Here is a 23,012-nt window from a genome sequence, read left to right as displayed (position 1 = left end):
ACGCTCCCTGTTCAAATCGCCGGTTCAGCCAGGCGCATCGCTGCTGAAACGCGCCATCCGGCTCCTGCGTTCATGCGAGATCAATGCGACGTCAACGCGACGGGCGCGCCCTGCCGATCGCGGCGAGCAGCCGCGTCATATCTTCGGCGGCCAGGTCTTTAGCGCGCTGGCTGGAGACGACGGGTTTCGAAACCGTCGCTGCGGGGGCAGCGGCCTGAGCCGCTCTCTTCTTTTCGCGCCGTTCGAAAAGGAAGCGTTGAAGACCCCAGACGAGGTGAGGCGTCCATGGCTGGCCGCAGGCGGTGCTCTTGCCGGCCTTGTTCAGCAGGCCGGCGACCTCGTTAGGCCGCGTGAAGCCGCTCTTGAAACAGGCGCGGAGCAGGGGATCGAGCTCATCCAGAAATGCCTCTTTGGAGCGATCGCGAAAGGCGAAATGCTTCAGCTCGTCTCTGGTGATCTGCGAAGGCTTGGAAGACGGCCGCCCAGCCGACGCGGCCTTGGTGCGGGTGGCCCCCGCTGGCTTTCCGCCGCCGCGATAGGGTCCCTTAGCCAATCTCAGTTCGCCGGAGGGGCGGTCGGCGCCCAGGCCTTCATTTCGGCGATCTCGCGCGTCTGCGTGTCAACGACGCTCTGGGCCATGCGGCGGATTTCGGGATCGCGGCTGTCGCGCAGGGCGACCTTGGCCATGGCGACGGCGCCTTCGTGGTGGGCGATCATCTTGGCGACATAGGCCTGGTCGATCGTCTGACCCGAGGCGGCGGCCATCTTGCGGTGCATCTCGGCCTCGGAGGCGGCGAAGGCGCTGTCTCCTGGCGTGGCCCCGCCCATATCGTGACCGGCATGACTGGCGGCTTGCATCTGTTCAGTCGTGCGCGCCGCCCCGGCCTGGTTGGCGGCGGAGGTGTCGCGCAGCGCCTGCTCCACCGGATCACCGCCGCCGTCGCAGGCGCTCAGCAGACCGAGCAGGGCCAGGGGAGCGAGGGCACGGATCATGCGGCGTCGCCCAGCCAGCCGGGCATCCAGCCTTCGTGCCATTCGCGCAGGTGGGCGACGGGGATGCTGAACAATTCGCCCTTGTCGCCCTTGGAGGCGAAGGCGGCGCCGCCCGCATGGCCGACGACCGAAGCGTGCAGACCCGCCTCGCGCGCCTTGGCGATGATGGCGTCGGCGTCAGGCACGGCGACCAGGTAACGGGCCTGATCCTCGGCGAACAGGAAGATATGGGCGTGGGCGGCGCTGGAGGCGTCGAGCGTCACGCCGACGTCGGAGGCCAGCGCCAGATCGGCGGCGGCGCCGATCAGGCCGCCGTCCGACAGGTCGTGAACCACGGTCAGCTCGCCCGCCTCGATCCGGTCGCGCACGAAATCGCCGGTCTTCTTTTCCAGTTTCAGGTCGACGGGCGGCGGAGCGCCGTCCTCGCGGCCCAGAACCTCGCGCAGATAGATGGAGGCGCCCAGTTCGCCCTGGGTCTGGCCGATCAGGACCAGCGCATCGCCCTCGGCCATGGTCGAGAACCCGGTCACCACGTCATAGTTGGGCAGAAGGCCAACGGCGCCCACGGTCGGGGTCGGCGGAATGGCGACGCCGTTGGTCTCGTTATAGAGCGACACGTTTCCGCTCACGACCGGGAAGACCAGTTCGCGGCAGGCCTCGGCCATGCCGTCGATGGCGCGCACGATCTGGCCCATGATCTCCGGGCGCTGCGGGTTGCCGAAGTTCAGGTTGTCCGTGATCGCGATCGGACGCGAGCCCACGGCGGTCAGGTTGCGCCAGGCCTCGGCCACCGCCTGCTTGCCGCCCTCATAGGGGTCGTTCTGGACATAGCGGGGGGTGCAGTCCGAGGTGACGGCCAGACCCTTGTCCGTGCCGTGCACGCGCACCACGCCGGCGTCGGCGCCGGTCGAAGAATCCTGCAGCGTGTCGGCCATGACGTGGCGGTCGTACTGTTCCCAGATCCAGCGCTTGGAGGCCATGTCGGGGCAGGCGACGACCTTCATCACCGCATCAGCCCAGTTCTCGGGCGCAGCAATGTCCGAGTGGTTCAGCTTGGGCTGAAGCTCCGGCTGGACCCAGGGCCGATCATATAGGGGCGCGTCGTCAAACAGGGGCGCCAGGGGCACGTCGCAGACGGTCTCGCCGTGATGCTTCAGCACCAGATGGCCGGTGTCGGTGGTCACGCCGATGACGGCGAAGTCCAGGCCCCACTTCTGGAAGATGCGATAGCCGACATCTTCATAGCCGGGCTTCAGCACCGCCAGCATCCGCTCCTGGCTTTCCGACAGCATCATCTCATAGGCCGTCATGCCGGTTTCGCGCTGCGGCACCTTATCGAGGTTCAGTTCGATGCCGACGCCGCCCTTGCCCGCCATTTCGACGGAGGAGGAGGTCAGGCCTGCCGCGCCCATGTCCTGAATGGCGGCGACGGCGCCGGACGCCATCAGCTCCAGCGTCGCCTCGATCAGCAGCTTTTCGGCGAAGGGGTCTCCGACCTGAACCGTGGGGCGTTTGGCCTCCGACTCGTCGTCGAACTCGGTCGAGGACATGGTGGCGCCGTGGATGCCGTCGCGACCGGTCTTGGACCCGAAATAGACCACGTCATGGCCCGCCTCAGGCGCGGCCGAATAATAGATCTCGTCGGCCCGGGCCAGGCCGACGCACATGGCGTTGACCAGGATGTTGCCGTTGTAACCTTTGTGGAAGTTGGTCTCGCCGGCGACCGTGGGTACGCCGACGCAGTTGCCGTAGCCGCCGATGCCCGAGACCACGCCCTTGACCAGGCGTTTTGTTTTCTCGTGGCCGGGATCGCCGAAACGCAGGGCGTTCAGCAGGGCCACCGGGCGTGCGCCCATGGTGAAGACGTCGCGCATGATGCCGCCCACGCCCGTCGCCGCACCCTGGTAGGGTTCGATGTAGGAGGGGTGGTTGTGGCTCTCCATCTTGAAGATGCAGGCGTCGCCGTCGTCGATGTCGATCACGCCGGCGTTCTCGCCCGGCCCGCAGATGACGCGCTCGCCGGTCGTGGGGAACTTGCCCAGGTGAATCTTGGACGACTTGTAGGAGCAGTGCTCGGACCACATGACCGAGAAGACGCCCAGCTCGACATGGTTGGGCTCGCGCCCCAGCCGGTCGAGGACGACCTGATATTCATTGGGGGCCAGGCCGTATTCGGCGGCCAATTCAGCCATGGTCTTTTGCAGAGCGCTCATGGGCGGCGCTTCTAGCCGCAGATGGGCCGAATGTCAGCCCGCGCGGCGCAACATCGGGGAACATCGTCCATCGCAGGTGGTTGATTCCGTCGACAGCCAAAGGAGCCGCCATGACCGACACGCCCATCGACCCCGCCGCCACCCCCGAAGATGACGACCTGCCCGAGATCGCCGCCGACGACGCCGGCGCCTCCGCCCTGGCCGAACGGGCTCAGAAACAGGCCGATGACGCCGAGGAGGACGAGGCGTGAGCAAGCCCCACACCGACCGCATCGTCCCGGCCTCGGGCCAGCAGATGGATCGTTCCAATGATCCAGAAACAACCGCAGAGATGGACGCCGCAGCGCCTGAAGCGGCTCTGGCCAGCCGTCGTCAGCGGCTGACCGGTTCGGCCGTGGGGGTCGGCAGCGTCGGCTTCGATGAAACCGGCGCCTTCGACGTGGGCGCCGATGACCACGCGCCTCAGGACGACGCGGTCACCGACAAACCCTGAGATTTAGCGAGCGCGTTCGACGCCGGGTCGCAGGCGGAAGGTCAGCAGCAAGCCGCCGATCAGCAGGACGATCGCGCCGGCCAAGGCCGTGAAGGCGACGGTCGGCTTGTCCGCCTGTTCGGCGACGAACGCGCCCAGAAGGCCCCAGGCCGTCGGCAGCGGATAGGCGAGGGTGCGCAGCACCGCCGTCACCGCCAAGGCGACGACTGTGACTGCGACGATGGCGACGATGGCCCAAAGGTCGGGCGACAGGGCGGCGGGAAGAGCGTTGAACGCGGTCGCCGTCGTGATCAGGTTCAGCGGCGCAGCCACCGTCAGCCAGCCCGCCAAGCCCGCCAGCGGCCAGACCAGCAGGATGCGCTCGCGATCGAACATCCGCAGCGCGCGGATGTGGCCGGATACGGCCAGCATCGGCAGCAACAGCGCGATCAGCGAGGCGAAGATCACGCCCACGCTGGCGGCCTTCAGGTTCATAGCCGCGACAATGATCCAGAAGCCGATGCCGAAGAAGGCGACAGCGGACGGCAGGCCCATCCGGCCCAGCAGCGGGCTTTCACCCGTCTGGGGCAGGGCCTGACGGATCGCATAGGCCAGAATGCCGATATAGATCAGGCCCCAGATCGAGAAGGCGTAGCCCGCAACGCGAAGGGTGCTGGCGCCGTCGGCGGCGAACTCGGCCTGGTTCAAGCCCAGGCCAGCCAGGTTCTGAACCAGAGGCACGATGACGGCGAACAGCGCGGCGGCCAGGACGACCAGACGACGGGTGCGTTGGCGGGGCGTGGGACGGATTATGGAGGACATTCGATTTCCAGTGCGACGCTTGTTCCCGCCTTTACGCCTCGCCACGCCAGAAGGTTCACCGCGGCCGGCAGAAAAGTGAAGCTTGCATTGGCGGCCGGCGGCTTCATCCTGCCCGACATGACGCTCAAAGCCTCCCTGCCGGCTCTGTTGATCGCATTGGTAATGGTCGCGGGCCAGGCGTCCGCGCAGACGACCGGAGCGCCGCTGCCCATTTCGGTCCAGACTGCCTGGTCACGTGTTCGAGCAGCCCTAACGCCTCAGCAGCAGGCCAATGAGGTGCAGGGCTTCCTGTCGGCTCTCGCCAACGAGAACGGACGGCCTACGACGCCGGCGCTGGATGCGCGCGATATCGCCTCGGGCCGCGCCGTGTCGCTCGACGACCCTGCCTTGCTACAGCGCCCTCAGGCGCACGAGGTCACGGTGACGGTGGACGGTCAGTTCCTGATCTTCCGTCCGCTATCGCGCGCCAGCCTTGAGCCGTTTTTCGGCCGTTAGGAACAATCGGCCCGACCGCGTGGTTGTCAGATGCAATCCACACTTAGGAGCCCATCATGGCCGATACCGAAAACACCCAGCCCGCGCTCGAAGACGAAGTCGCCGCCAACCGCGCCATCGAACAGGGCCTCGGCGTCGGCGCCCGCGAGCTGGCCGCCCAGCGCGAACCGGGCGGCGTGATTACGCCGGACGAAGCGCCCGATACGGATGACGAGACCGCCTGACGCTCAGGGCCTGGGAGCGGCGGCCTCTTCCTTGGTGTCGGCGTCGTTCACCGTCACCTGGGCCAATCCGTCGTAGGAAAAGACCCGTGATTGCGCACTGTCAACGCCACTTACGATGGTCGCGGTCCCGTAGCCTGTGTAAGCCGTTGTCGCACTCGTTCCGATGCTGATGGAATCATATCGCTGGCCCACACGTGACGGATCGCTGGACACCATCACGAAGCGCTCGTTGGCGCGCGGTCTGAACAAGACCGAATAGTTCATGCCGCGGTACATGAACTCCTCGGAACCGAAACGGCGCGTCAAACGACCCTCGGCATCGAAAACCGTCACGGCCGGCGACAAAATGCGCAAAGGCTCCAGATAGGCTCCTACGGTCAGGGTCTTGTCTTCGGTGTCGGCTGGAATGGCGAACAGAACATAGGCCGAGGACGCACCGTCGAGAGCCGCGCAGGGCGCAGTCTGGTCGACGGGCGCCGAGACATAGTGGACCGCCTGTTCCTTCGGAGGGGTCAGGCTAATCGCCTTTGTCAGGTCCACTGCCATGCAGTCTGTGCGGTCGAACGTCAGCGTGGCGGGCGCGGGCGGCGCGACGGTCACGCAACCGGCCAACCCCACGACGCCCGAGGCGACAACGGATGCGAAGACGAAACGCATGGCGAGACTAGCGCAGCAGTTGGGCCGCGGTGTCGGCGACCTGATACAGTGCGTCCTGGATGCCAGCCGCGGTGCGCGCCGGGTCTTCCAGCAAGGCCTCGCGGTTCTTGAACTCATAGGCCGGGTTCGGCGACAGGGTGATGGCGCCAGAGCCTTCGGTGTTCATCATGTTGTAGACGATGCGGTTGTCCATCAAGATCTTGGTCGGGTCATTGGCGGCCACGAGGCGAACCTTGGCCCCCACGGATGGCCGGAAGGGTTGGAAAGCGCCCGCCGAAAGATAACCGTAGTGGGTGACGACGACGTCGATATAGGCGTCCACCGGCCCCTCCGGCGTCGGATAGCTGACCAGGAAATCACGCTTCCCGCGCGGCGCGTCCGTCTTCTGCACCTTGACCTGATAGCCTTGCGAGCCGAGTCTTTCGGCCAGTCGCGTCTCGAACAGGGTTTCGCCGTCGAAGGACGCCGTCTGCAGCGCGCGGTTCAGCGCCGCCCGGCGCTCGGCCTGGATGCCGGCGTCGACCAGCGCGCCGATCAGGCCGAAGTTCGAACCCATGGACGCGACTTCGTAGGCGATCGCCTGGTCTTCCGCTGAATCGTCCAAGACGGTGATGGTGCGCACGTTCGAGTCCGCGCGCTCATACGGCCTCGCAACGTAGGGCGTGGCGCATGCGGTGACGAGCATCGCGGATGCGACAACGACGAACTTCTTGATCATTTTGAACTCCCCCAATGCCAGTTGGATGGCGCGGCGCGGGGAGGTTGTCAACTTGGGCGAGCGACGATCATCGCTTAGCGTTCAGGCCTAGCGGAAGGGTGCGTCAAGCCGCCGCATATATGCTCTGGAACAGGGTCGCGCCGTCGGCGGAGCCGAGTTCCGCTTCGAAGGCGCGATCCGGGTGGGGCATCATGCCGAGCACATTACCGCGCGCGTTCTGGATGCCGGCGATGTCGTTGACCGAGCCGTTGGGGTTGTCGACGTAGCGGAAGACGACCTGACCCTCGCCCTCGATCCGGGCCAGGGTTTCGGCGTCGGCGAAGAAGTTTCCGTCGCCGTTGCCCTGGGTCATCGTCACTTCGCGCTGGCCCTGATAGCCGGCGGTGAAGCGGGTCTGGCCGTTGGCGACGGTCAATGCGATGGGCTTGCAGACGTATTTCAGACCCTTGTTGCGCAGCAGTGCGCCGGGCAGCATTCCGGCCTCGCACAGGATCTGGAAGCCGTTGCAGATGCCGACCACGGCGACGCCGTCGTCTGCAGCCTTCTTGACCGCCTGCATGACCGGCGACTGGGCCGCCATGGCGCCGCAGCGCAAATAGTCGCCGTAGGAGAAGCCGCCTGGGATGACGATCAGGTTCAAGCCCTGGGGCAGTTCGGTCTCGGCGTGCCACACCATCGAGACAGGCTCGCCAGTGGAGCGTTCGACGGCGACTTTGCAGTCGCGATCACAGTTGGAACCGGGGAAGACGATGACGGCTGCGCTCATGGCGCGGGCCTTTAGCAGGCTTCTTTCGCCTTGTCAGGCCGTCGCGCGCGCCCGGCCGGTCAGCCAGGCGATCAGGAAGATCACGAAGCCGCCCAGCGATAGGCCCATGCCGACCCAGCCGGTCGAGGCCCAGCCATAGCCCGCCGCGATCGCCATCCCGCCCAGCAGCGGGCCGATGGCGTTGGCCGTGTTGAACGCCGAGTGGTTGAGCGCCGCCGCCAGGGTCTGGGCGTCGCCGGCGACGTCCATCAGCCGCGTCTGCAGGATCGAACCCAAGCCGCCCCCGCCCCCGATCAGGAAAACCACGACCATCACGGCCCACAGGTGAGGCGCCGCCAACGGATACAGGGCCAGCGCCGCCGCGCTCCACAGCAACAGGCCGCCCGCCGCCTTGAACCCCAGATGGTCCGCCGCCCAGGCGCCCAGGATGTTGCCCAGGAACATGCCCACGCCGAAGACGGCGAAGACCCAGGGCATAACGCCGGGGCTGGCGCCCGTCACCGCCTGCAGGGTCGAGGCCAGATAGGCGTAGACCGCGAACATCCCGCCGAAACCGATGGCGCCGACGCCCAGCGTCAGCCAGACCTGACGGCGCTTCAGGGCGCCCAGTTCGCGCCAGGGGCTGGCGTCGGGATGGGCCGGATCGCGCGGTGCGAAAAGGGCGACCAGCGCCATGGTCAGAACCGCCAGCACGCCGACGATGGCGAAGGTCCAGCGCCAGCCGTGGGCGTGGCTGATGATGTTGACGACGGGTACGCCCAGGACGGTCCCGACTGTCAGCCCCATCAGGATGGTCGAGACCGCGCGCGTGCGGAAATGCAGCGGCACGATCGAGGCCGCGACCAAGGCCGCCACGCCGAAATAGGCCCCGTGCGGCAAGCCGCTGAGGAAGCGGAAGACCAGCATCCAGTGATAGGTCGGGGCCAAGGCGCTGGCCACATTGCCTATGGCGAACAGGGCCATGAAGGCGATCAATAGCAGCCAGCGCGGATATCGCGCGCCCAGAACCGCCAGGATCGGCGCGCCGACCACGACGCCGGCGGCATAGGCGCTGATGACGTGGCCGGCGGTCGGCGCATCGACGCCCAGCCCGGCGGCGAAGTCCGGCAGAATGCTCATGGCCGCGAACTCGGTCACGCCGATCGCGAACCCGCCCATGGCCAGGGCGATCAGCACGAGGGCGACCGCCCCGCGCGAGCGGACGGGAAGGGAGGTGTCGATGGCGGCGTCGGTCATGTTGCGCTGCAAACTAATCAGCGTTCATGACGCCACAAGGGCGACGCCGCCCCGCAACGATCACGCTTTGTTTTCGTAGGTCGCGGTGATCGACGCCTTGGCCAAGGTGTGGAAATGCAGGTTGAAGCCGAAGACGGCGCCGGAGTTGTCGGCCGTCACGTTCAGGCTCTCAACGTCCACAGCGAAGACGGTGAAGATGTACCGGTGCGGACCATGGCCGGGCGGCGGGGCGGCGCCACCGAAACCGGGCTGACCATAGTCGGTGCGGCCTTGGATGGCGCTGTGGGGCAGATGCCCGCCTGGCGAGCCGGCGCCGGCCGGCAGCTCGGTCACGTCCGCCGGGATATTGGCCACTGTCCAGTGCCAGAAGCCCGAGCCGGTCGGCGCATCGGGATCATAGCAGGTGATCGCATAGCTCGTGGTCCCCGCCGGCGCGCCTGACCAAGACAGTTGGGGCGATTGATTGCCCTTGGCGTGAACCTGGGCGTCCGGCAGCACGCCGCCGTCCTGGATATCGGTGGAGGTGAGGGTGAAGGTCATGGGCGCTCCGTCAATCAAGCCGTCTGCTAAACTGGCGTCGATGCCGAAGGATGCAACCGTCTCCTTCCCGCGACATGGGAAAGGAGACAGCAGAGTTTAAGCCGCCTCGATGCGGTAGCTTTCAATCACCGTATTGGCGAGCAGCTGCTCGCACATCTTCTTGGCTTCGCCTTGCGGATCTTCGACGCCGGCGAGGTCGAACTCGATCAGCTTGCCGACGCGGGCGTTGGAGACGCCCGACCAACCCAGACCCTGCAGGGCGCCTTCGACGGCCTTGCCTTGAACGTCCAGGACGCCCGGCTTGAGGAAGACGTGAACCTTGACCTTGCTTGAAGCGGTTGGGGCCATCAGTGCAGTCCTCCCTGAATCACCGTGGGCATGCCCTTCATGATGCCCAGGCGACGCGCGACTTCGGTATAGCTTTCAATCACATTGCCCAGGTCGCGGCGGAAACGGTCTTTGTCCAGCTTCTCGCCGGTCGAGGCGTCCCACAGGCGGCAGCTGTCGGGGCTGATCTCGTCGGCCAGCAGGACGCGGCTGAAGTCGTTTTCCCACACCCGACCGAACTCGATCTTGAAATCGACCAGGGTGATGCCGACGGCGCTGAACATGCCCGACAGATAGTCGTTCACCCGCACCGTCATCGCCAGCATGTCGTCCAGCTCCTGGGTCGAGGCCCAGTTGAAGGCGGTGATGTGCTCTTCGGTGACCATTGGGTCGTTGAGCTCATCCTTCTTGTAGTAGAATTCGATGATCGAACGGGGCAGGGGCGTGCCTTCTTCGATGCCCAGGCGCTGGCTCATCGAGCCGGCGACGATGTTGCGGCACACGACTTCCAGAGGAATGATCTCGACTTCGCGGATCAGCTGCTCGCGCAGATTCAGACGCTTGATGAAGTGGTTTGTCACGCCGATGCCGTTCAGGCGCGACATGATGAACTCGCTGATCTGGTTGTTCACCACGCCCTTGCCTTCGAGAACGGCCTTCTTCTGCGCGTTGAAGGCGGTGGCGTCGTCCTTGAAATACTGGATCAGGGTGCCGGGCTCGGGTCCTTCGTACAGGATCTTGGCCTTGCCTTCGTAGATCTTCTTGCGCTTGCTGTTCATGGTCCGGTCCCGGCTTACGGGCGCCCTCCAGAAACAAAAATCGCGCGGCCATATGTGGAGGGGGAAGACCCGGTCCTGGCGGCGCGTTTCGGAATCGTTCGGGCAGTCAATCTCGTTCGGGGTCTCCTTAGCCGAAGGCGGCCTTCGATACAAATGAGGATGGCCGGCGCCGCAATCATTGGGGACAGGATGTCCATGCGACGGAAGTCAGGTTGCGTTCGCGGGCGGGCGGTCTATAGACGGCGCTTGCCCCGACGTTAGCGGGGTGGACGGAGCTTTGCTGAGCGAAATGACGACCTTCGACGATCGGGAAAAGGCCTTCGAAGCCAAATACGCCCTCGATCAGGAGCAGGAGTTCAAGGCCATCGCCCGGCGTAACCGGATGCTGGGCCTTTGGGCTGCGGAAAAGATGGGCCTGTCGAGCGAAAGCGCGGACCAGTACGCCGCCGCCGTGGTGCGCGCCGATTTCGAACAGCCGGGAGACGAGGACGTGTTCCGCAAGGTCGCCGGCGACTTCAAGGCCTCGGGGCTGTCGGTTTCGGAGGGCGAGATTCGCTCTAAGATCGACGAACTGGCCTCGATCGCCCGCGAGCAGATCCGCGCCGGCGAGTAATCGCCTCGGTCTTCGAACTGATCTGATAATTCGAAAGGGCCGCACCCGGGGGAAAGTGCGGCCCTTTCTTCTTGCCGGGGACGTTGGGGGATGTCTCACCCGGCGTACTCTGCGTCTCGCGCCCCTGAAGAACACCAGGGCCGAGATTTGGTTTCAGGCGTCGCCGCCCGAAACCAAATATTTTTTACGGCATCAGAACCGTGTCGACGACGTGGACGACGCCATTGGATTGGCCCACGTCGGCCTGAGTGATCGTGGACTTGCCGCCCTTGGCGTCGGTGATGACCCAGGTGTTGTTCGGGCCGGCCGAAACCTTCAGTTCTTCACCCTGAACCGTCTTCAGCGTGGCGGTGCCGCCGTTGGCCTCGGCCTGGGCAGCGATATCGGCGGCCGTCAAGCGACCGGCGACCACGTGGTAGGTCAGGATCTTGGTCAGATCAGCCTTCATCGCTGGCTGCATCAGGCTGGTGCGCGTCGCCTCGGGGATTTTCTCGAAGGCGGCGTTGTCAGGGGCGAAGACCGTGAACGGCCCCGCGCCTTGCAGGGTGTCGACCAGGCCGGCGGCCTTCACGGCGGCGACCAGGGTGGTCAGGTTGGAGGCCTTGGAAGCGTTGGCGACGATGGTCTCGTTCGGGCTCATGGCCGCGCCGCCCACCATCGGGTCGGTTGCGGGCGCCATGGCGGCGCCGTCAGCCGGGGCCATTGCAGTCGATTCCGCCGGCGTCGTGGCGGCCGGCTCGTTGTTGCCGCAGGCGCCGAGCGCCATCAGCGCGCCGCCAGAGACGGCGACGAGCATAAGATTGCGAAGTTTGGTCATGTGTTTCGTTCCCTTTGGGCCGCTCTCAAGGCGGTAACGGGAACGTTACGCGCGACACCGCACAATGGATGCATGTCGCGCGACAAGACATCGCAGCTTCACCATTCAGTTTTCGCGCGCATTTCTATGCTGCTTCGCAACATGAAACCTATTGCTCAAACAGATCCGTCAACGAATTCCAAATGTTCGCCTTGCTCGTCAGTGGGATCGCATGAGCGGGGCTGGACGAAGGCAGGTCGATAAAGCAGACGCCTGCGACGTCGCCGATAATGCGCCGTCCCAACTTGGCCGCCAGCTTGCCATTGAAGGCGACTGCCTTCAACCGCGGCAAGCCGCCGATCAGTCCGCGCAGATCAGCGGCCTCCGGCGAGCGGATCGCCGCATCCAGACTGCCCGACCGTTCCGCCGAAGCAATCACATCCCACAGTCCCACGCCGCGCGCCGTCAATCGATCCAGCCGCTGCTGATAGCGGAGGGCTAGAAGGTCTTCGCCCAGCACGCCGCCGATCAGGGGCCAGAAGGCGTTGCGCGGATGGGCGTAGTACTGCGCCGCCTTCAGGGAGGCGTCGCCGGGCAAGCTGCCCAGGATCAACAATCGGGTTTCCGTATCGACGACGGGTGCAAACCCCAGCCTGCGATCGCCCGTATGGTCCGTCACTTGACCGGCGGATCGTCGCGCAGCCAGCCGGTGATCGAGCGGCGCTTGCCGCCTGCGTAGGCGGAGACTGGTGCGACAGAGTGCTGGCGGGGCGTCTTGAACACCGTCCAGACGTTGAAACCCGGCTTGAAGCCCCGCTCGATATCGCCATTGGCGTCGTGAAACAGCAACTGGCCGCCCCAATCCGGCCGCCAATCGCGCGAAAGACCCAGCGTATAGGCCGCCCGCCGCTCGCCGACGCCTGTGTCGTCGTGCTGGGTTAGGAAGTCGCCGGGCCGGAACCAGGTGGCTTGCGCGTCGATCTTGGTCACGCTCGCTTCGCCGGTTACCGTCTTGGCGAATGTGGTGAAGGGCGTGTCGTTGAAGAACTGCACCAGGGCGTGCGTCGCATGGCCTTCGTCCTTGCCGGTCAGCAAGGTCGTGATGATCGGATAGGCCAGATAAATGAACGAGAAACCGTCGCGACCCTCTGCCAACGCGCGCTGTATCTGAGCCCCGATCGCATCGCGGCCTATGGCCTGCATGTCTTGCGGCGACAGCAGCTTGCCGCCCTCCGGCGTTTTTAAAGACAGATGCCAAGCCGTGTCGTGTTCGAGGGCGAGCTCAAGCCACTCAGCGCTCGCCGCGTCCAGCAAATCGGGAACCTGCACCATGCCGTCGCGCGCATAGGCCGCCGCATAGTCGCGGGGATCGAGCCGGGGATTGAGCCGGATCGTGCGCTCGCTCATGCCTCAGTCTCCGAACACCCGCTTGAACACCACGTCCACGTTCTTGGTGTGGTAGCCGAGGTCGAATAGGGCCTCGAGCTGGTCGGCGGGCAGGGTGACGCGCTCGTCGGCCTTCAGGAAATCCAGGAAGGCGCCTTCGCCGCGCCAGACCTTCATGGCGTTCTCCTGCACGGCGGCATAGGCGTCTTCGCGCGACACGCCGGCCTGGGTCAGGGCCAGCATCACCCGCTGCGAATGCACCAGACCGCCCAGGCGGTCGATGTTCTTCTGCATATTCTCGGGATACACGTTCAGCCGCTCGACCACATTGGCCAGACGGTGCAGGGCGAAGTCCAGGTGGATGGTGGCATCCGGGCCGATGCCGCGCTCGACCGACGAGTGGCTGATGTCTCGCTCATGCCAAAGGGCGACGTTTTCCATCGCGGGCGTCACGGCCGAGCGGACCAGACGGGCCAAGCCGGTCAGGTTCTCGGTCAGGATCGGGTTGCGCTTGTGCGGCATGGCCGACGAGCCCTTTTGACCCTTGTCGAAGAACTCTTCGGCTTCAAGGACTTCGGTGCGCTGCAGGTGGCGGATCTCAACGGCGAGACGCTCGACCGATGAGGCGACGACGCCCAGGGCGGCGAAGAAGGCGGCGTGGCGGTCGCGCGGGATGACCTGGGTCGAAACCGGCTCGACGGTCAGGCCCATCTGGTCGGCGACATACTGTTCGACCGCCGGGTCGACATTGGCGAAGGTGCCGACGGCGCCCGAGATAGCGCAGGTGGCGATCTCGTCCTTGGCGGTGATCAGGCGGCGTTTGGCGCGCTGGAACTCGGCATGATAGCCGGCCAGTTTCAGGCCGAAGGTGACGGGCTCGGCGTGGATGCCGTGCGAGCGGCCCACGGTCGGAGTGTATTTATGCTCCTTGGCGCGGGTCTCCAGCGCGGCCAGAACCCGGTCGACGCCCTCGATCAGCAGGTCCGACGACCGCGCCAGCTGAACCGCGAAACAGGTGTCCAGCACGTCCGACGAGGTCATGCCCTGGTGCAGGAAGCGGGCTTCCTCGCCGACGATCTCGGCGACGTGCGTCAGGAAGGCGATGACGTCGTGCTTTGTGGTGCGCTCGATCTCGTCGATGCGATCGGCGTCGAAGGTCGCATCCTTGCCCTTGGCCCAGATAGCGTCGGCCGATTCCTTGGGGATCACGCCCAGCTCGGCCATCTTCGTGGCGGCGTGGGCCTCGATCTCGAACCAGATCTTGTACTTGGTTTCCTGGGACCAGATGGCGGCGGCGACGGGGCGGGAGTAGCGCGTGATCATGGGCGGGTCGTGTCGGTCGTGGGGGGCGCAGAGTCAAGGTTTGCGGGGCGGCGCGGTTGACTTTGCCAGCCGTTGTCCCAGATTCAGCGCGCTTTTAGGAGGACGACCTCCCCCACATGGGACCGACGCCGGGACGACCCGACGCCATGCAGGGAGAATGTCATGGCCTGGGTATTCCTTCTTTTCGCCGGCGTGCTCGAAGTCGTCTGGGCGTTTTTGATGAAGGCTTCCGCCGGCTTCACGCGACCGTGGCCGACGGTGGGGATGATCGTCTTCATGATCGGTTCGTTCGGTCTGCTGTCGCTGGCGATGAAGACCCTGCCGCTGGGCACGGCCTACGCCATCTGGACCGGCATCGGCGCGGTCGGCGCCTTTGTGGCGGGCGCGGTCTTTCTGGGCGAGCCGCTGACGCCGCTCAGGATCGCGGGTGTCGCCTTGGTCGCATCGGGCCTGGTTGTGTCGAAGCTGGCGGCGAGCCATTGATGGCGGCGACAGGAGACGCGTGATGGAACTGGTGATCGGCGACAAGGCCTATTCGACGTGGTCGCTGCGGCCGTGGCTGGTGCTGAAACATTGTGGCGCGGTCTTCGACGAGATCATCGTGCCGCTGAACCAGCATGACACCGATCAGCGCATCCGCGAGCATTCGCCGTCCGGTCTTGTCCCGGTGCTGAAGGTCGAGGGCGAGGTGATCTGGGATTCGATGGCCATCGCCGTCTGGGCGGCCGAACGCTATCCCGAAGCCCGCCTCTGGCCGTCGGACGCCCATGCGCGCTGGCTGGCGCGTTCGGCGGCGTGCGAGATGCATGGCGGCTTCACCGGCTTGCGCACGGCCTGTTCAACCGGCCCGGATCACTGGATGGTTGGCCCCAGTCGCGCACCCGCACCGGACCATCCGGGTTTGGCCAAGGATTTGCGCCGGATCGTCGAACTGTGGCGGAGCCTGCGTGGGCGGTTTGGCGCAGGTGGGCCGTATCTGTTTGGCGACTGGTCCGTGCCGGACGCCTTCTTCACGCCGGTCGCCGCCCGCATCCGCCATTTCCAGTTGGACCTTGCCGCCCACGGAGACGACGGCACGGCCCGGGCCTATGCCGAGACCTTGCTGGCTCATCCCCACTTCCTGGAATGGGAAGCCGATGCGCTGGGCTTAACGCGCGACAACCATCCCGGCTGACGCAGCGTTAAGCGGACGCTGTTATCTCGATGGGGATGACGCGCCCGGTCCTGCCAAACTCTTCGACCCAAGCCGCTGCGCGCGGCCTCAATCCGGTCCTGGCCTATGGGCTTGCGGCCCTGGTCGGGGCGGCGTTTTGGGCCAGCCTGCTGTTCGCGGTCTTCTAAGAGGTCAGCGCGCGCCGGCGATGGGCGTCGTCTCGGCGATCAGGACCGGCTCGGCCTGCGGCGGCGGGGCGACGTAATCCAGCGCCATCGGCACGGCGCGCGCGCCCGCCGCGACGGCGTCCAAGGTCTTGAGCGGACCGCCGAACAGCCGCTGATAGATCCAGTAGCTGGCCATGACCTTTTCAACGTAGTCACGCGCCTGGGGCACGTCGATCGTCTCGATCAAGAGCAGGGGATCGGCGTCCGCGCCCAGCTTCCTGACCGCCGCCAGCATCGGCCCCGGCCCGGCGTTGTAGGAGGCCACGGCCCGCAGCAGATCGCCTTGGAAGGCCGGCAGGGCCAGCATCTTGTTGATATAGGCCTGGCCCAGACGCATGTTGACCGCCGGGACCAGCAGCTTGGTCGGGTCCGAAACGAAGGTGGGATCCCCGGTCATCTCGGCCGCCGTCGTCGGCATGACCTGCATCAGCCCGTAGGCGCCGACGCTGGAACGGGCGTTCGGGTTGAAGTCGGTTTCCTTGCGCGCCAGGGCGTAGACCAGCGCGCGCTCGATGACGAAGCCGCCTTCGGGCGTCAGGTCCGGCATCGGATAGCGGGTCGCGTCGATGCGGGTGGCGTCGCCGTTGTTGACCGGCAGGATGGCGCGCGCGAGGGCCGTCCACATCTTGGCCGCATCGCCGACGGCGGTGCGCAGCCCGGACCGCAGCTCGGTCTCGGCATCGGCGTTGCGCCCGACCTCATAGAAGGCGACGGTGCGTTTGGCGCGGGCGTCGGCCTGGACGAAGGCTTCCAGGGCGGTCGGTTCGACGGCGGCGCTCTGGGGCACATAGGCGGCGCGGCGCAGGCGGGGCTCGGCCTCATAGGCGCGGGGGCCCATGTTCTCGATCGTCGGCTCTTCTCCGAGCTGACGCAGGGCGATCTGGCCGTAGAAGGTGGCGGGCCACTGGGCCGACAGGCGCAGATAGTCGGTGACGCGATCCTGACGACCCGACTGCGCGGCGGCGCGCGCGGTCCAGAAGGCGGCGCCGGCGCGCACCCAGGCGTCCTCGGTCGGATCGTTGGCGACGCGCTCGAAGGCGGCGAAGGATTCGTGGAACTGGCCCAGACGCCATTCCGCCAGGCCGACCGTCCACCAGTCGCCGATCTGGCGACCCAGGGCCGAGGCGCCGGTCAGGTCGTCGTTGTTATAGGCGACGCGCGCCGCCTTGGCCGGATCGGTGACGCCGCCGTCGCCGGACACGGCGCTGACCAGACTGTTCCAGGTGCGGCCGATCACGCCGCCGGGCCGCACCGGCTCGGGCGCGCCGTCGGGGCGACGACGCAGCGCCAGCGTATAGACCCGGTCCGCGCACGGCAGATCCGAATAGGTCTCAAGCCAGGCCGTCAGCTCTTCGTAGGTGGCGACATGATCGGGATGGAACAGGCTTTCGAACTCGACCTGACCCAGTAGCACGCGGTCCTGCGCCTGACGGGCCGCCGTGCGGGCCGTCTCGATGTCGCCGCGTCGCAGAGCGTCAAAGGCGGTGGTGTAGGAGATTCTGTCGGCCGAGCTCAGCGCGGTGGGACGTCCGGAACCGGTCCCGGCCTCGGCGGTTGGCCCGTAAGGCGTCTCGGCGGTCGCGGCCGTCGTGGCGGCGCAGAACGCGAGAACAAGCGTCGACGCGAGGATCGCGCGGCGGAACAGAAACATAAGCGGCGGCCCCCTCGTTGGCGACGCGCGTAAGCTACGGGCGCGTGTATGGCGATCGGTCGTCAGCATGCGAACATGCCGCGATTAGCCTTGTTCTTCAACCGAGTCCGTTTCAAGGCGAACGGCCAGCGAAAGCAGGTCGCTCCACACCTGCCGCTTGGCTTGCGGCTGGCGCAGCAAAAAGGCGGGATGCAGGGTCGGCATGACGGGCGCCGACACCGCCCCTTCCAGTAGTCGCCATTCCTTCCAGTTGCCGCGCAGCTTCATGATGCCTTCCTCGGCGCCGAGCACCGATTTGGCCGAGGCTGCGCCCAGCAGCAGCACGGCCCTGGGCTTCAGCAGGGCGAAGGCCCGCTCGACGAAGGGTGCGCACATCGCCTGTTCCTGCGGGCTGGGGGTGCGGTTGCCGGGCGGGCGCCAGAAGACCGTGTTGGTGATGAAGACCTTGTCGGTCAGGCCCGCCGCCGCCAGCATCCGGTCCAGCAACTGCCCGGCCTTGCCGACGAAGGGTTGCCCCGCCCGATCCTCGTCCCCGCCGGGCCCCTCGCCGATAATCAGGACCGAGGCGTTGGGATTGCCGCGTCCGAACACCGATTGCGTCGCGCCCATGCCGCGCAGCGGACAGCCCTCGAACGCCGCGACCGCCGCCGCCAGATCCTGAAGCGTCGCGGCGCCGGCGGCCAGCCGCCGCGCCTCGGCGAGGGCGTCATCGGCGTTGACGCCGGCCAGGGGCATGACGACCGAGGCTGTCGCCCGCTGCACCGCCTTGACGGCCGGCGGCGGGGCGATGTGGGTGTGATCGACGGGCGCGTCGCCATAGCAGGCGTCGACCCCCGCATCCCGCCAGAAGGCGAGCAGGCTTTCGACTGCAGCGATGTCATGGGGTTGCGCGTTCATGTCTCGGACCACCGATAAGCCTTGACCGCCCTCGCGTCACCTTCCGATAAGCGGCATAACCACACAGATAACCGGGATTCAGGGGAAACCATGGCCGAAGACGCCATCGAAGGCGGCGCGGAAAACGCCCGTCAGGACGCCATCATCGACAATCTGCCGCCGCTGGAGGCGCTGAACGGGGTCGAGCGCGAGATCATGGAATATGATGTCGTGATCGTCGGCGGCGGCCCGGCCGGCCTGTCGGCGGCCATCCGCCTGAAGCAGCGCGCGGAAAAGGACGGCAAGGAGATCACCGTCGCCGTTCTGGAAAAGGCGGCCGAGGTCGGCGGTCATATCCTGTCGGGCGCGGTCATCGATCCCAAGGCGCTGAACGAACTGTTCCCCGACTGGAAGGAACGCGGCGCGCCGCTGGAGACGCCGGTCACCAAGGACAAGTTCCTGCTGCTGGGCCCGCAAGGGTCGGCGTCGCTGCCCATGCCCTTGCTGCCGCCCTTCATGCACAATCACGGCTGCTACATCGCTTCGCTGGGCAACGTCACACGCTGGCTGGGCGAGCAGGCCGAGGCCCTTGGCGTCGAGGTCTATCCCGGCATGGCCGCCAGCCACGTCGTCTGGGAAGAAGACACGGGTCAGGTGAAAGGCGTCGTCGCCGGCGTCTTCGGCATCGACCGTGAGGGCAAGCCGACCGGCGATTTCCAGCCCGGCATCGAACTGCACGGCAAATACGTCTTCATCGCCGAGGGCGTGCGCGGCTCCCTGGCCAAGACCATCATCGCCAAACACAAGCTTCAGGACGGCAAGTCGCCCCAGAAATACGGGATCGGCCTGAAAGAGTTGTGGCAGGTGCCGGCTGACAAGCACCAGCCCGGCCTAGCCCAGCACACCACCGGCTGGCCGCTGGACGAACACACCGGCGGCGGCAGCTTCCTGTATCATTTCGGCGATCGCTATGTGGCCGTCGGCTATGTGGTTCACCTGAACTACAAGAACCCGTTCCTGTCGCCGTTCGACGAGTTCCAGCGCTTCAAGCACCACCCCGAGATCGCCCAGCACCTGGAGGGCGGAACACGCATCTCCTACGGCGCGCGCGCCATCACCGAAGGCGGCCTGCAGTCGATCCCGAAGCTGAGCTTCCCCGGCGGCGTGCTGATCGGCTGTTCGGCCGGCTTCGTGAACGTGCCCCGTATCAAGGGCAGCCACAACGCGATGAAGACCGGGATGCTGGCCGCCGACGCCGCTTACGAGGCCGTTCAGGCCGGGCGCGCGGGCGACGAACTGGTCGAATACCAGGCGGCCTTTGAAAAGAGCTGGGTCTATAAAGAGTTGTCGCTCGTCCGGAACGCCAAGCCCCTGCTGTCCAAGTTCGGCACGACGCTGGGCGGGGCGCTGGGCATGTTCGACATGTGGTGCCGCACCCTCTTGGGGGGCCTGTCGCCGATCCCGACGCTGAAGCACGAAAAGACCGACGCCGCCTCGACCGGCCTGGCCGCCGACCACAAGGCGATCGCGTATCCCAAGCCGGACGGCAAGCTGTCGTTCGACAAGCTGTCGTCGGTGTTCATCTCCAACACCAACCACGCCGAGGACCAGCCGGCCCACCTTAAGCTGCTGGATCCGTCGATCCCGATCCGGGTCAACTTGCCCAAATACGGCGAGCCGGCGCGGCTTTACTGCCCGGCCGGCGTGTACGAAGTGGTCTATGGCGACGAGGCGGCCAAGGCCGATCCGCGCTTCGTCATCAACGCCCAGAACTGCGTCCACTGCAAAACCTGCGACATCAAGGATCCGTCGCAGAACATCGTCTGGACCACGCCCGAAGGCGGCGGCGGTCCCAACTATCCGAACATGTGACGGAACGGGGCAGGGGCGGCGTTCCGCCCTTGCCCGCCGCCGCAAAAGCGTGAAGGGTCCGGGCATGATCGCCTCCCGTTCGCGCCTGTTCGCCGCCTCCCTGCCCGTCCTCGCCGTGGCGCTTGCCGGCCATGCCTCGGCGCAGGAAACGACCCCGCCCGCCCCGACGCCGGACACCCATCCGCCGGCCGTCATCCTGGAGCCGGGCCAGACGGCGCCGGGTCAGGCCACACCAGGTCAGGCGCCGACCGAGGCCGCGCCCGATCCTCACATCATCATCACCGATACGCCCGCGACGCCGGCGATCCCGGCCATCTGGGCGCCGATCCCGACGAACGCCGAAGGCCGCAGCGCCTATGGTCTGTATCTGGCGGGCAAGCTGGCCCTGATGCAGGGCGAGGGGGCGACCGGCTCGGACTATTTGGCCCAGGCCGAACGGCTGACGCCGGAACAGCCGCGCGTGCGCGAACAGGCCTTCACCTCCGCCCTGCTGACCGGCGATCTGGATGTGGCGGCCGCCCTGGCCCCGACCGATGCGACGGCGTCTCCGGCGTTCGTCGAGGGCGGGCGGCTGGTGCGTCTGGTGCAGGAATTCGTGCGCGGCGACGCCAAGACGCCGAACGCCGAACTGGCCCGTGAGCCCATCGGCTCCCCGCATGCCCGCGCCGGTCTTCTGGTCGCGCCGTGGATCGCCGCCGCGGCGGGCGACTGGACCCGGGCGCTTCAGCCGGTCCCGACCGCCGGCGATCCCCTGACCCTGGCCTTCGCCCGCATCAATCGCGCCGCCCTGCTGGAGAAGCGCCGCGACTATGCCGAGGCCGAGGTCGAGCTGAAGACTGCTTCCGAAGTCGCTGGCGTCGGCGCCCTCTTCAAACGCCCCTATGGCGAATTTCTGGAACGGCGCGGACGCCGCGACGACGCCGTCGCCCTGTATGAAGCCGCCCTGGCGGTCCAGCCCGTCGATCCGGGCGTGGCCCGCGCGCTGCAGCGGCTGAAGGACGGCGGCCGTCCGCCTGCCTTGCCCGATTTCCGCGAAGGCGCCGCCCAAGGACTGATCACCGCCGCCGCCCAGGCTTCGGCCGAACGCGGCAACGAGTTCGCCGCCGTCTATCTGCGCCTCGCCCAGAATCTGCACGATGATGACGAGACGGAATATCAGCTGGCCCAGGTTCTTTCCCGCGCCGGTCTGAAATCCGCGGCCCGCAACGCGCTGTCGCGGGTCGGGAGCGCCGATCAAAAACTCTACGCCGCCGCTCGCGCCCAATTGGCCGTGGCGCTGGAGGAAGACGGCCAGTCGCAGGATGCCCTGGCCGAATTACGCCGCGCCGCCGCCGCCAGCCCCGACGATCGGCAGATCGTCCTGGTCTTGGCCGGTCAGTTGATGCAGCTGAAACAGCATGACGAGGCGCTGGCCTTGCTGGACGGGCCGCTCCTGAACACCGCCGATCAGGGCGCCAGCGTCCACTTCCTGCGCGGCGCCGCCTATGAGGCGCTGGGTCGTGTTCCCGAGGCCGAGGCCGAACTGTGGGCCGCGCTTCAGACCGCGCCGAACGACGCCGACATGCTGAACTACCTCGGCTATCTCTGGGTCGATAAGGGGCTGCGCGTCCAAGAAGGAGCCGAAATGATCGCCCGCGCCCATGCGCTGGAGCCCGACAACGGCAACATCCAGGATTCGCTGGGCTGGGCGCAGTTCAAACAGGGCCAGTACGAGACCGCCGTCAACACGCTGGAAGAGGCTGTCGACAAGGAGCCGTCCAATGCCGAGATCAACGATCATCTCGGCGACGCCTACTGGAAGGTCGGCCGTCAACGCGAAGCCGTTTGGCTGTGGAACCGCGTCCTGGTGCTGGAGCCCGAACCCGAACGTCGGGCCGAGGTCGAACGCAAGATCGCCAATGGGCTGGACAGCGCGCCGAGCGCTAAGGGCGTCGCGCAATAGGTCATGCCTGCCCTGACCGCCCTGGCGCAGGCCAAGATCAATCTGTTCCTGCACGTCGGAGCGGTGGACGCTGACGGCTATCATCCGCTGTCCAGCCTGGTCGCCTTCGCCGATGTCGGGGATCGCGTGTCGGTCGAGCCGGCGGATCGTCTGTCGCTGACGGTCGAAGGGCCTTTCGGTGCCGGGCTGGGCGCGACGGGCGACAATCTGATCCTGCGCGCGCTGCGCCGATTGGGCGAGGCCTGTGGCATCGGAGAGCCGAAGCTGAAGGTCTCGCTGGACAAGCGCCTGCCCATCGCGGCGGGGCTGGGCGGCGGATCGTCCGATGCGGGCGCGGCGCTGAAGCTCGCGCGCGACGTCCTGGCGCTCGATCTCGACGACGCCGCGCTTGAGGTGGTCGCGGGCGTCGTCGGCGCGGACGGGCCGATGTGTCTGCGGATGCGCACGGCCTGGGCCGAGGGGAGGGGAGACGTGCTGACGGACGAGCCCCGGCTACCGCTGCTGCCAGTCGTGCTGTTCAATCCCCGCGTCCCATCGCCGACCGGCGCCGTCTATCGCGCCTATGACGCAGGGCCGGTGCGAGCGGCCGACAGGCCCGCGCCGCCACAGGACTGGTCTATCGCCGCCGTCATCGACTGGCTGTCGGCCCAGCGCAACGATCTTGAAGCACCCGCGCTGGCCCTGACGCCGGCGATCGACGCGGCCCTGTCGGCGGTGGCGGCGACGGATCAGATCGCCCTGACCCGAATGTCCGGCTCAGGCGCGACGGTGTTTGGCTTGTATCCTAGCGACGACGCGGCCCAATCTGCTGCGCGCGCATTGTCTGCCGCACATCCCACGGCCTGGGTCAAAGCAACACAGCTGTCCGTACAGCAACGCTGAAGCTTTGTGGCCGAATACCGGCGATCAGGCCGCGAAACCGGCGATTTCG

Annotated in this window: 28 protein-coding genes; 11 read left to right on the top strand and 17 right to left on the bottom strand. The window is 66.6% G+C overall.

Features of this window, described 5'->3' with window-relative positions; genetic code table 11:
* Positions 1 to 91 precede the first annotated feature (91 nt).
* The 3 genes from HNP47_RS09015 to purL are packed head-to-tail and all read right to left on the bottom strand — an operon-like array spanning position 92 to position 3,206.
* Complete coding sequence (locus HNP47_RS09015) at positions 92 to 553, bottom strand: hypothetical protein (RefSeq protein ID WP_184279291.1); 462 nt, start codon at positions 551 to 553, stop codon at positions 92 to 94.
* A gap of 2 nt (positions 554 to 555) precedes the next feature.
* Positions 556 to 993: a DUF305 domain-containing protein gene (locus HNP47_RS09010; RefSeq protein WP_184279290.1), complete on the bottom strand. Its 438-nt coding sequence runs from the start codon at positions 991 to 993 to the stop codon at positions 556 to 558.
* Positions 990 to 3,206 carry a phosphoribosylformylglycinamidine synthase subunit PurL gene (purL, locus tag HNP47_RS09005; RefSeq protein WP_184279289.1) on the bottom strand — a complete coding sequence of 739 codons (2,217 nt, stop codon included), beginning with the start codon at positions 3,204 to 3,206 and terminating at the stop codon, positions 990 to 992. The genes HNP47_RS09010 and purL overlap by 4 nt, the downstream gene beginning before the upstream one ends.
* Positions 3,207 to 3,316: 110 nt before the next feature.
* Between purL and HNP47_RS09000 the strand changes: the two genes are divergently transcribed.
* Positions 3,317 to 3,457, top strand: a complete 141-nt coding sequence (locus HNP47_RS09000) for a hypothetical protein (RefSeq protein WP_153922446.1) — start codon at positions 3,317 to 3,319, stop codon at positions 3,455 to 3,457.
* The gene (locus HNP47_RS08995; protein WP_184279288.1) at positions 3,454 to 3,699 is read left to right on the top strand and encodes a Tat pathway signal protein; all 246 of its coding nucleotides are present in this window, start codon (positions 3,454 to 3,456) and stop codon (positions 3,697 to 3,699) included. Before HNP47_RS09000 ends, HNP47_RS08995 begins: the two co-directional genes overlap by 4 nt.
* A gap of 3 nt (positions 3,700 to 3,702) precedes the next feature.
* Here HNP47_RS08995 and HNP47_RS08990 read toward each other — a convergent pair whose 3' ends face one another.
* Complete coding sequence (locus HNP47_RS08990) at positions 3,703 to 4,500, bottom strand: hypothetical protein (protein WP_184279287.1); 798 nt, start codon at positions 4,498 to 4,500, stop codon at positions 3,703 to 3,705.
* A gap of 75 nt (positions 4,501 to 4,575) precedes the next feature.
* On the opposite strand from HNP47_RS08990, the gene HNP47_RS08985 reads away from it, so the two are divergent.
* Both HNP47_RS08985 and HNP47_RS08980 read left to right on the top strand, forming a co-directional pair.
* Positions 4,576 to 4,995, top strand: coding sequence for a hypothetical protein (locus HNP47_RS08985; protein ID WP_311770062.1), 420 nt, complete (start codon positions 4,576 to 4,578; stop codon positions 4,993 to 4,995).
* Positions 4,996 to 5,051: 56 nt separating this feature from the next.
* Positions 5,052 to 5,219, top strand: a complete 168-nt coding sequence (locus HNP47_RS08980; protein WP_184279286.1) for a hypothetical protein — start codon at positions 5,052 to 5,054, stop codon at positions 5,217 to 5,219.
* 3 nt (positions 5,220 to 5,222) lie between these two features.
* On the opposite strand, the gene HNP47_RS08975 is transcribed toward HNP47_RS08980, so the two are convergent.
* From HNP47_RS08975 to purC, 7 genes are all read right to left on the bottom strand, one after another.
* Positions 5,223 to 5,876 carry a MalM family protein gene (locus HNP47_RS08975; RefSeq protein WP_184279285.1) on the bottom strand — a complete coding sequence of 218 codons (654 nt, stop codon included), beginning with the start codon at positions 5,874 to 5,876 and terminating at the stop codon, positions 5,223 to 5,225.
* A gap of 7 nt (positions 5,877 to 5,883) precedes the next feature.
* A complete protein-coding gene (locus tag HNP47_RS08970) occupies positions 5,884 to 6,594 on the bottom strand; it encodes a hypothetical protein (protein WP_184279284.1) in 711 nt (236 codons plus the stop codon).
* A gap of 103 nt (positions 6,595 to 6,697) precedes the next feature.
* Complete coding sequence (gene purQ / locus HNP47_RS08965; RefSeq protein ID WP_184279283.1) at positions 6,698 to 7,360, bottom strand: phosphoribosylformylglycinamidine synthase subunit PurQ; 663 nt, start codon at positions 7,358 to 7,360, stop codon at positions 6,698 to 6,700.
* 33 nt (positions 7,361 to 7,393) lie between these two features.
* Complete coding sequence (locus tag HNP47_RS08960) at positions 7,394 to 8,596, bottom strand: MFS transporter (RefSeq protein ID WP_184279282.1); 1,203 nt, start codon at positions 8,594 to 8,596, stop codon at positions 7,394 to 7,396.
* A gap of 60 nt (positions 8,597 to 8,656) precedes the next feature.
* The gene (locus tag HNP47_RS08955; protein WP_184279281.1) at positions 8,657 to 9,136 is read right to left on the bottom strand and encodes a YbhB/YbcL family Raf kinase inhibitor-like protein; all 480 of its coding nucleotides are present in this window, start codon (positions 9,134 to 9,136) and stop codon (positions 8,657 to 8,659) included.
* A gap of 96 nt (positions 9,137 to 9,232) precedes the next feature.
* On the bottom strand, positions 9,233 to 9,484 hold the full coding sequence (gene purS / locus HNP47_RS08950; RefSeq protein ID WP_184279280.1) for a phosphoribosylformylglycinamidine synthase subunit PurS: 252 nt from the start codon (positions 9,482 to 9,484) through the stop codon (positions 9,233 to 9,235).
* Complete coding sequence (gene purC / locus HNP47_RS08945) at positions 9,484 to 10,242, bottom strand: phosphoribosylaminoimidazolesuccinocarboxamide synthase (RefSeq protein ID WP_055752965.1); 759 nt, start codon at positions 10,240 to 10,242, stop codon at positions 9,484 to 9,486. The genes purS and purC overlap by 1 nt, the downstream gene beginning before the upstream one ends.
* A gap of 289 nt (positions 10,243 to 10,531) precedes the next feature.
* Here purC and HNP47_RS08940 point away from each other — a divergent pair, with 289 nt between their 5' ends.
* Positions 10,532 to 10,855, top strand: coding sequence for a DUF1476 domain-containing protein (locus tag HNP47_RS08940; RefSeq protein ID WP_039244540.1), 324 nt, complete (start codon positions 10,532 to 10,534; stop codon positions 10,853 to 10,855).
* 184 nt (positions 10,856 to 11,039) lie between these two features.
* On the opposite strand, the gene HNP47_RS08935 is transcribed toward HNP47_RS08940, so the two are convergent.
* The 4 genes from HNP47_RS08935 to purB form a co-directional block, all read right to left on the bottom strand.
* Positions 11,040 to 11,672 carry a fasciclin domain-containing protein gene (locus tag HNP47_RS08935; protein WP_055752966.1) on the bottom strand — a complete coding sequence of 211 codons (633 nt, stop codon included), beginning with the start codon at positions 11,670 to 11,672 and terminating at the stop codon, positions 11,040 to 11,042.
* A 148-nt stretch (positions 11,673 to 11,820) separates the two neighbouring features.
* Positions 11,821 to 12,330 (bottom strand): DNA-deoxyinosine glycosylase, encoded by a 510-nt coding sequence (locus HNP47_RS08930; RefSeq protein WP_184279279.1) that lies wholly within the window; start codon positions 12,328 to 12,330, stop codon positions 11,821 to 11,823.
* A complete protein-coding gene (locus tag HNP47_RS08925) occupies positions 12,327 to 13,058 on the bottom strand; it encodes a 2OG-Fe(II) oxygenase family protein (RefSeq protein ID WP_184279278.1) in 732 nt (243 codons plus the stop codon). Before HNP47_RS08925 ends, HNP47_RS08930 begins: the two co-directional genes overlap by 4 nt.
* A gap of 3 nt (positions 13,059 to 13,061) precedes the next feature.
* Positions 13,062 to 14,360, bottom strand: a complete 1,299-nt coding sequence (purB, locus tag HNP47_RS08920; protein ID WP_184279277.1) for an adenylosuccinate lyase — start codon at positions 14,358 to 14,360, stop codon at positions 13,062 to 13,064.
* Positions 14,361 to 14,522: 162 nt separating this feature from the next.
* Here purB and HNP47_RS08915 point away from each other — a divergent pair, with 162 nt between their 5' ends.
* Genes HNP47_RS08915 through HNP47_RS16395 form a run of 3 tightly spaced genes read left to right on the top strand, consistent with a single transcriptional unit; the run spans position 14,523 to position 15,701 of the window.
* On the top strand, positions 14,523 to 14,843 hold the full coding sequence (locus HNP47_RS08915) for a multidrug efflux SMR transporter (protein ID WP_184279276.1): 321 nt from the start codon (positions 14,523 to 14,525) through the stop codon (positions 14,841 to 14,843).
* Between the two features lie 22 nt (positions 14,844 to 14,865).
* The gene (locus tag HNP47_RS08910) at positions 14,866 to 15,534 is read left to right on the top strand and encodes a glutathione S-transferase family protein (protein WP_184279275.1); all 669 of its coding nucleotides are present in this window, start codon (positions 14,866 to 14,868) and stop codon (positions 15,532 to 15,534) included.
* Between the two features lie 35 nt (positions 15,535 to 15,569).
* Positions 15,570 to 15,701 carry a hypothetical protein gene (locus HNP47_RS16395; protein WP_260394756.1) on the top strand — a complete coding sequence of 44 codons (132 nt, stop codon included), beginning with the start codon at positions 15,570 to 15,572 and terminating at the stop codon, positions 15,699 to 15,701.
* Positions 15,702 to 15,705: 4 nt separating this feature from the next.
* On the opposite strand, the gene HNP47_RS08905 is transcribed toward HNP47_RS16395, so the two are convergent.
* On the bottom strand, positions 15,706 to 17,391 hold the full coding sequence (locus tag HNP47_RS08905) for a lytic transglycosylase domain-containing protein (protein ID WP_184279274.1): 1,686 nt from the start codon (positions 17,389 to 17,391) through the stop codon (positions 15,706 to 15,708).
* A gap of 84 nt (positions 17,392 to 17,475) precedes the next feature.
* Positions 17,476 to 18,288 (bottom strand): uracil-DNA glycosylase family protein, encoded by an 813-nt coding sequence (locus HNP47_RS08900; RefSeq protein ID WP_184279273.1) that lies wholly within the window; start codon positions 18,286 to 18,288, stop codon positions 17,476 to 17,478.
* Between the two features lie 195 nt (positions 18,289 to 18,483).
* On the opposite strand from HNP47_RS08900, the gene HNP47_RS08895 reads away from it, so the two are divergent.
* From HNP47_RS08895 to HNP47_RS08885, 3 genes are all read left to right on the top strand, one after another.
* Positions 18,484 to 20,139, top strand: a complete 1,656-nt coding sequence (locus tag HNP47_RS08895; protein ID WP_184279719.1) for an electron transfer flavoprotein-ubiquinone oxidoreductase — start codon at positions 18,484 to 18,486, stop codon at positions 20,137 to 20,139.
* Between the two features lie 64 nt (positions 20,140 to 20,203).
* Positions 20,204 to 22,081 carry a tetratricopeptide repeat protein gene (locus HNP47_RS08890; protein WP_184279272.1) on the top strand — a complete coding sequence of 626 codons (1,878 nt, stop codon included), beginning with the start codon at positions 20,204 to 20,206 and terminating at the stop codon, positions 22,079 to 22,081.
* A 3-nt stretch (positions 22,082 to 22,084) separates the two neighbouring features.
* A complete protein-coding gene (locus HNP47_RS08885) occupies positions 22,085 to 22,963 on the top strand; it encodes a 4-(cytidine 5'-diphospho)-2-C-methyl-D-erythritol kinase (RefSeq protein ID WP_184279271.1) in 879 nt (292 codons plus the stop codon).
* Positions 22,964 to 23,012: the final 49 nt, after the last annotated feature.

This window comes from Brevundimonas vesicularis (genome assembly GCF_014204545.1).
Classification (GTDB): Bacteria; Pseudomonadota; Alphaproteobacteria; order Caulobacterales; family Caulobacteraceae; genus Brevundimonas; species Brevundimonas vesicularis_B.
This window is presented reverse-complemented; position numbering and strand designations above follow the sequence as displayed.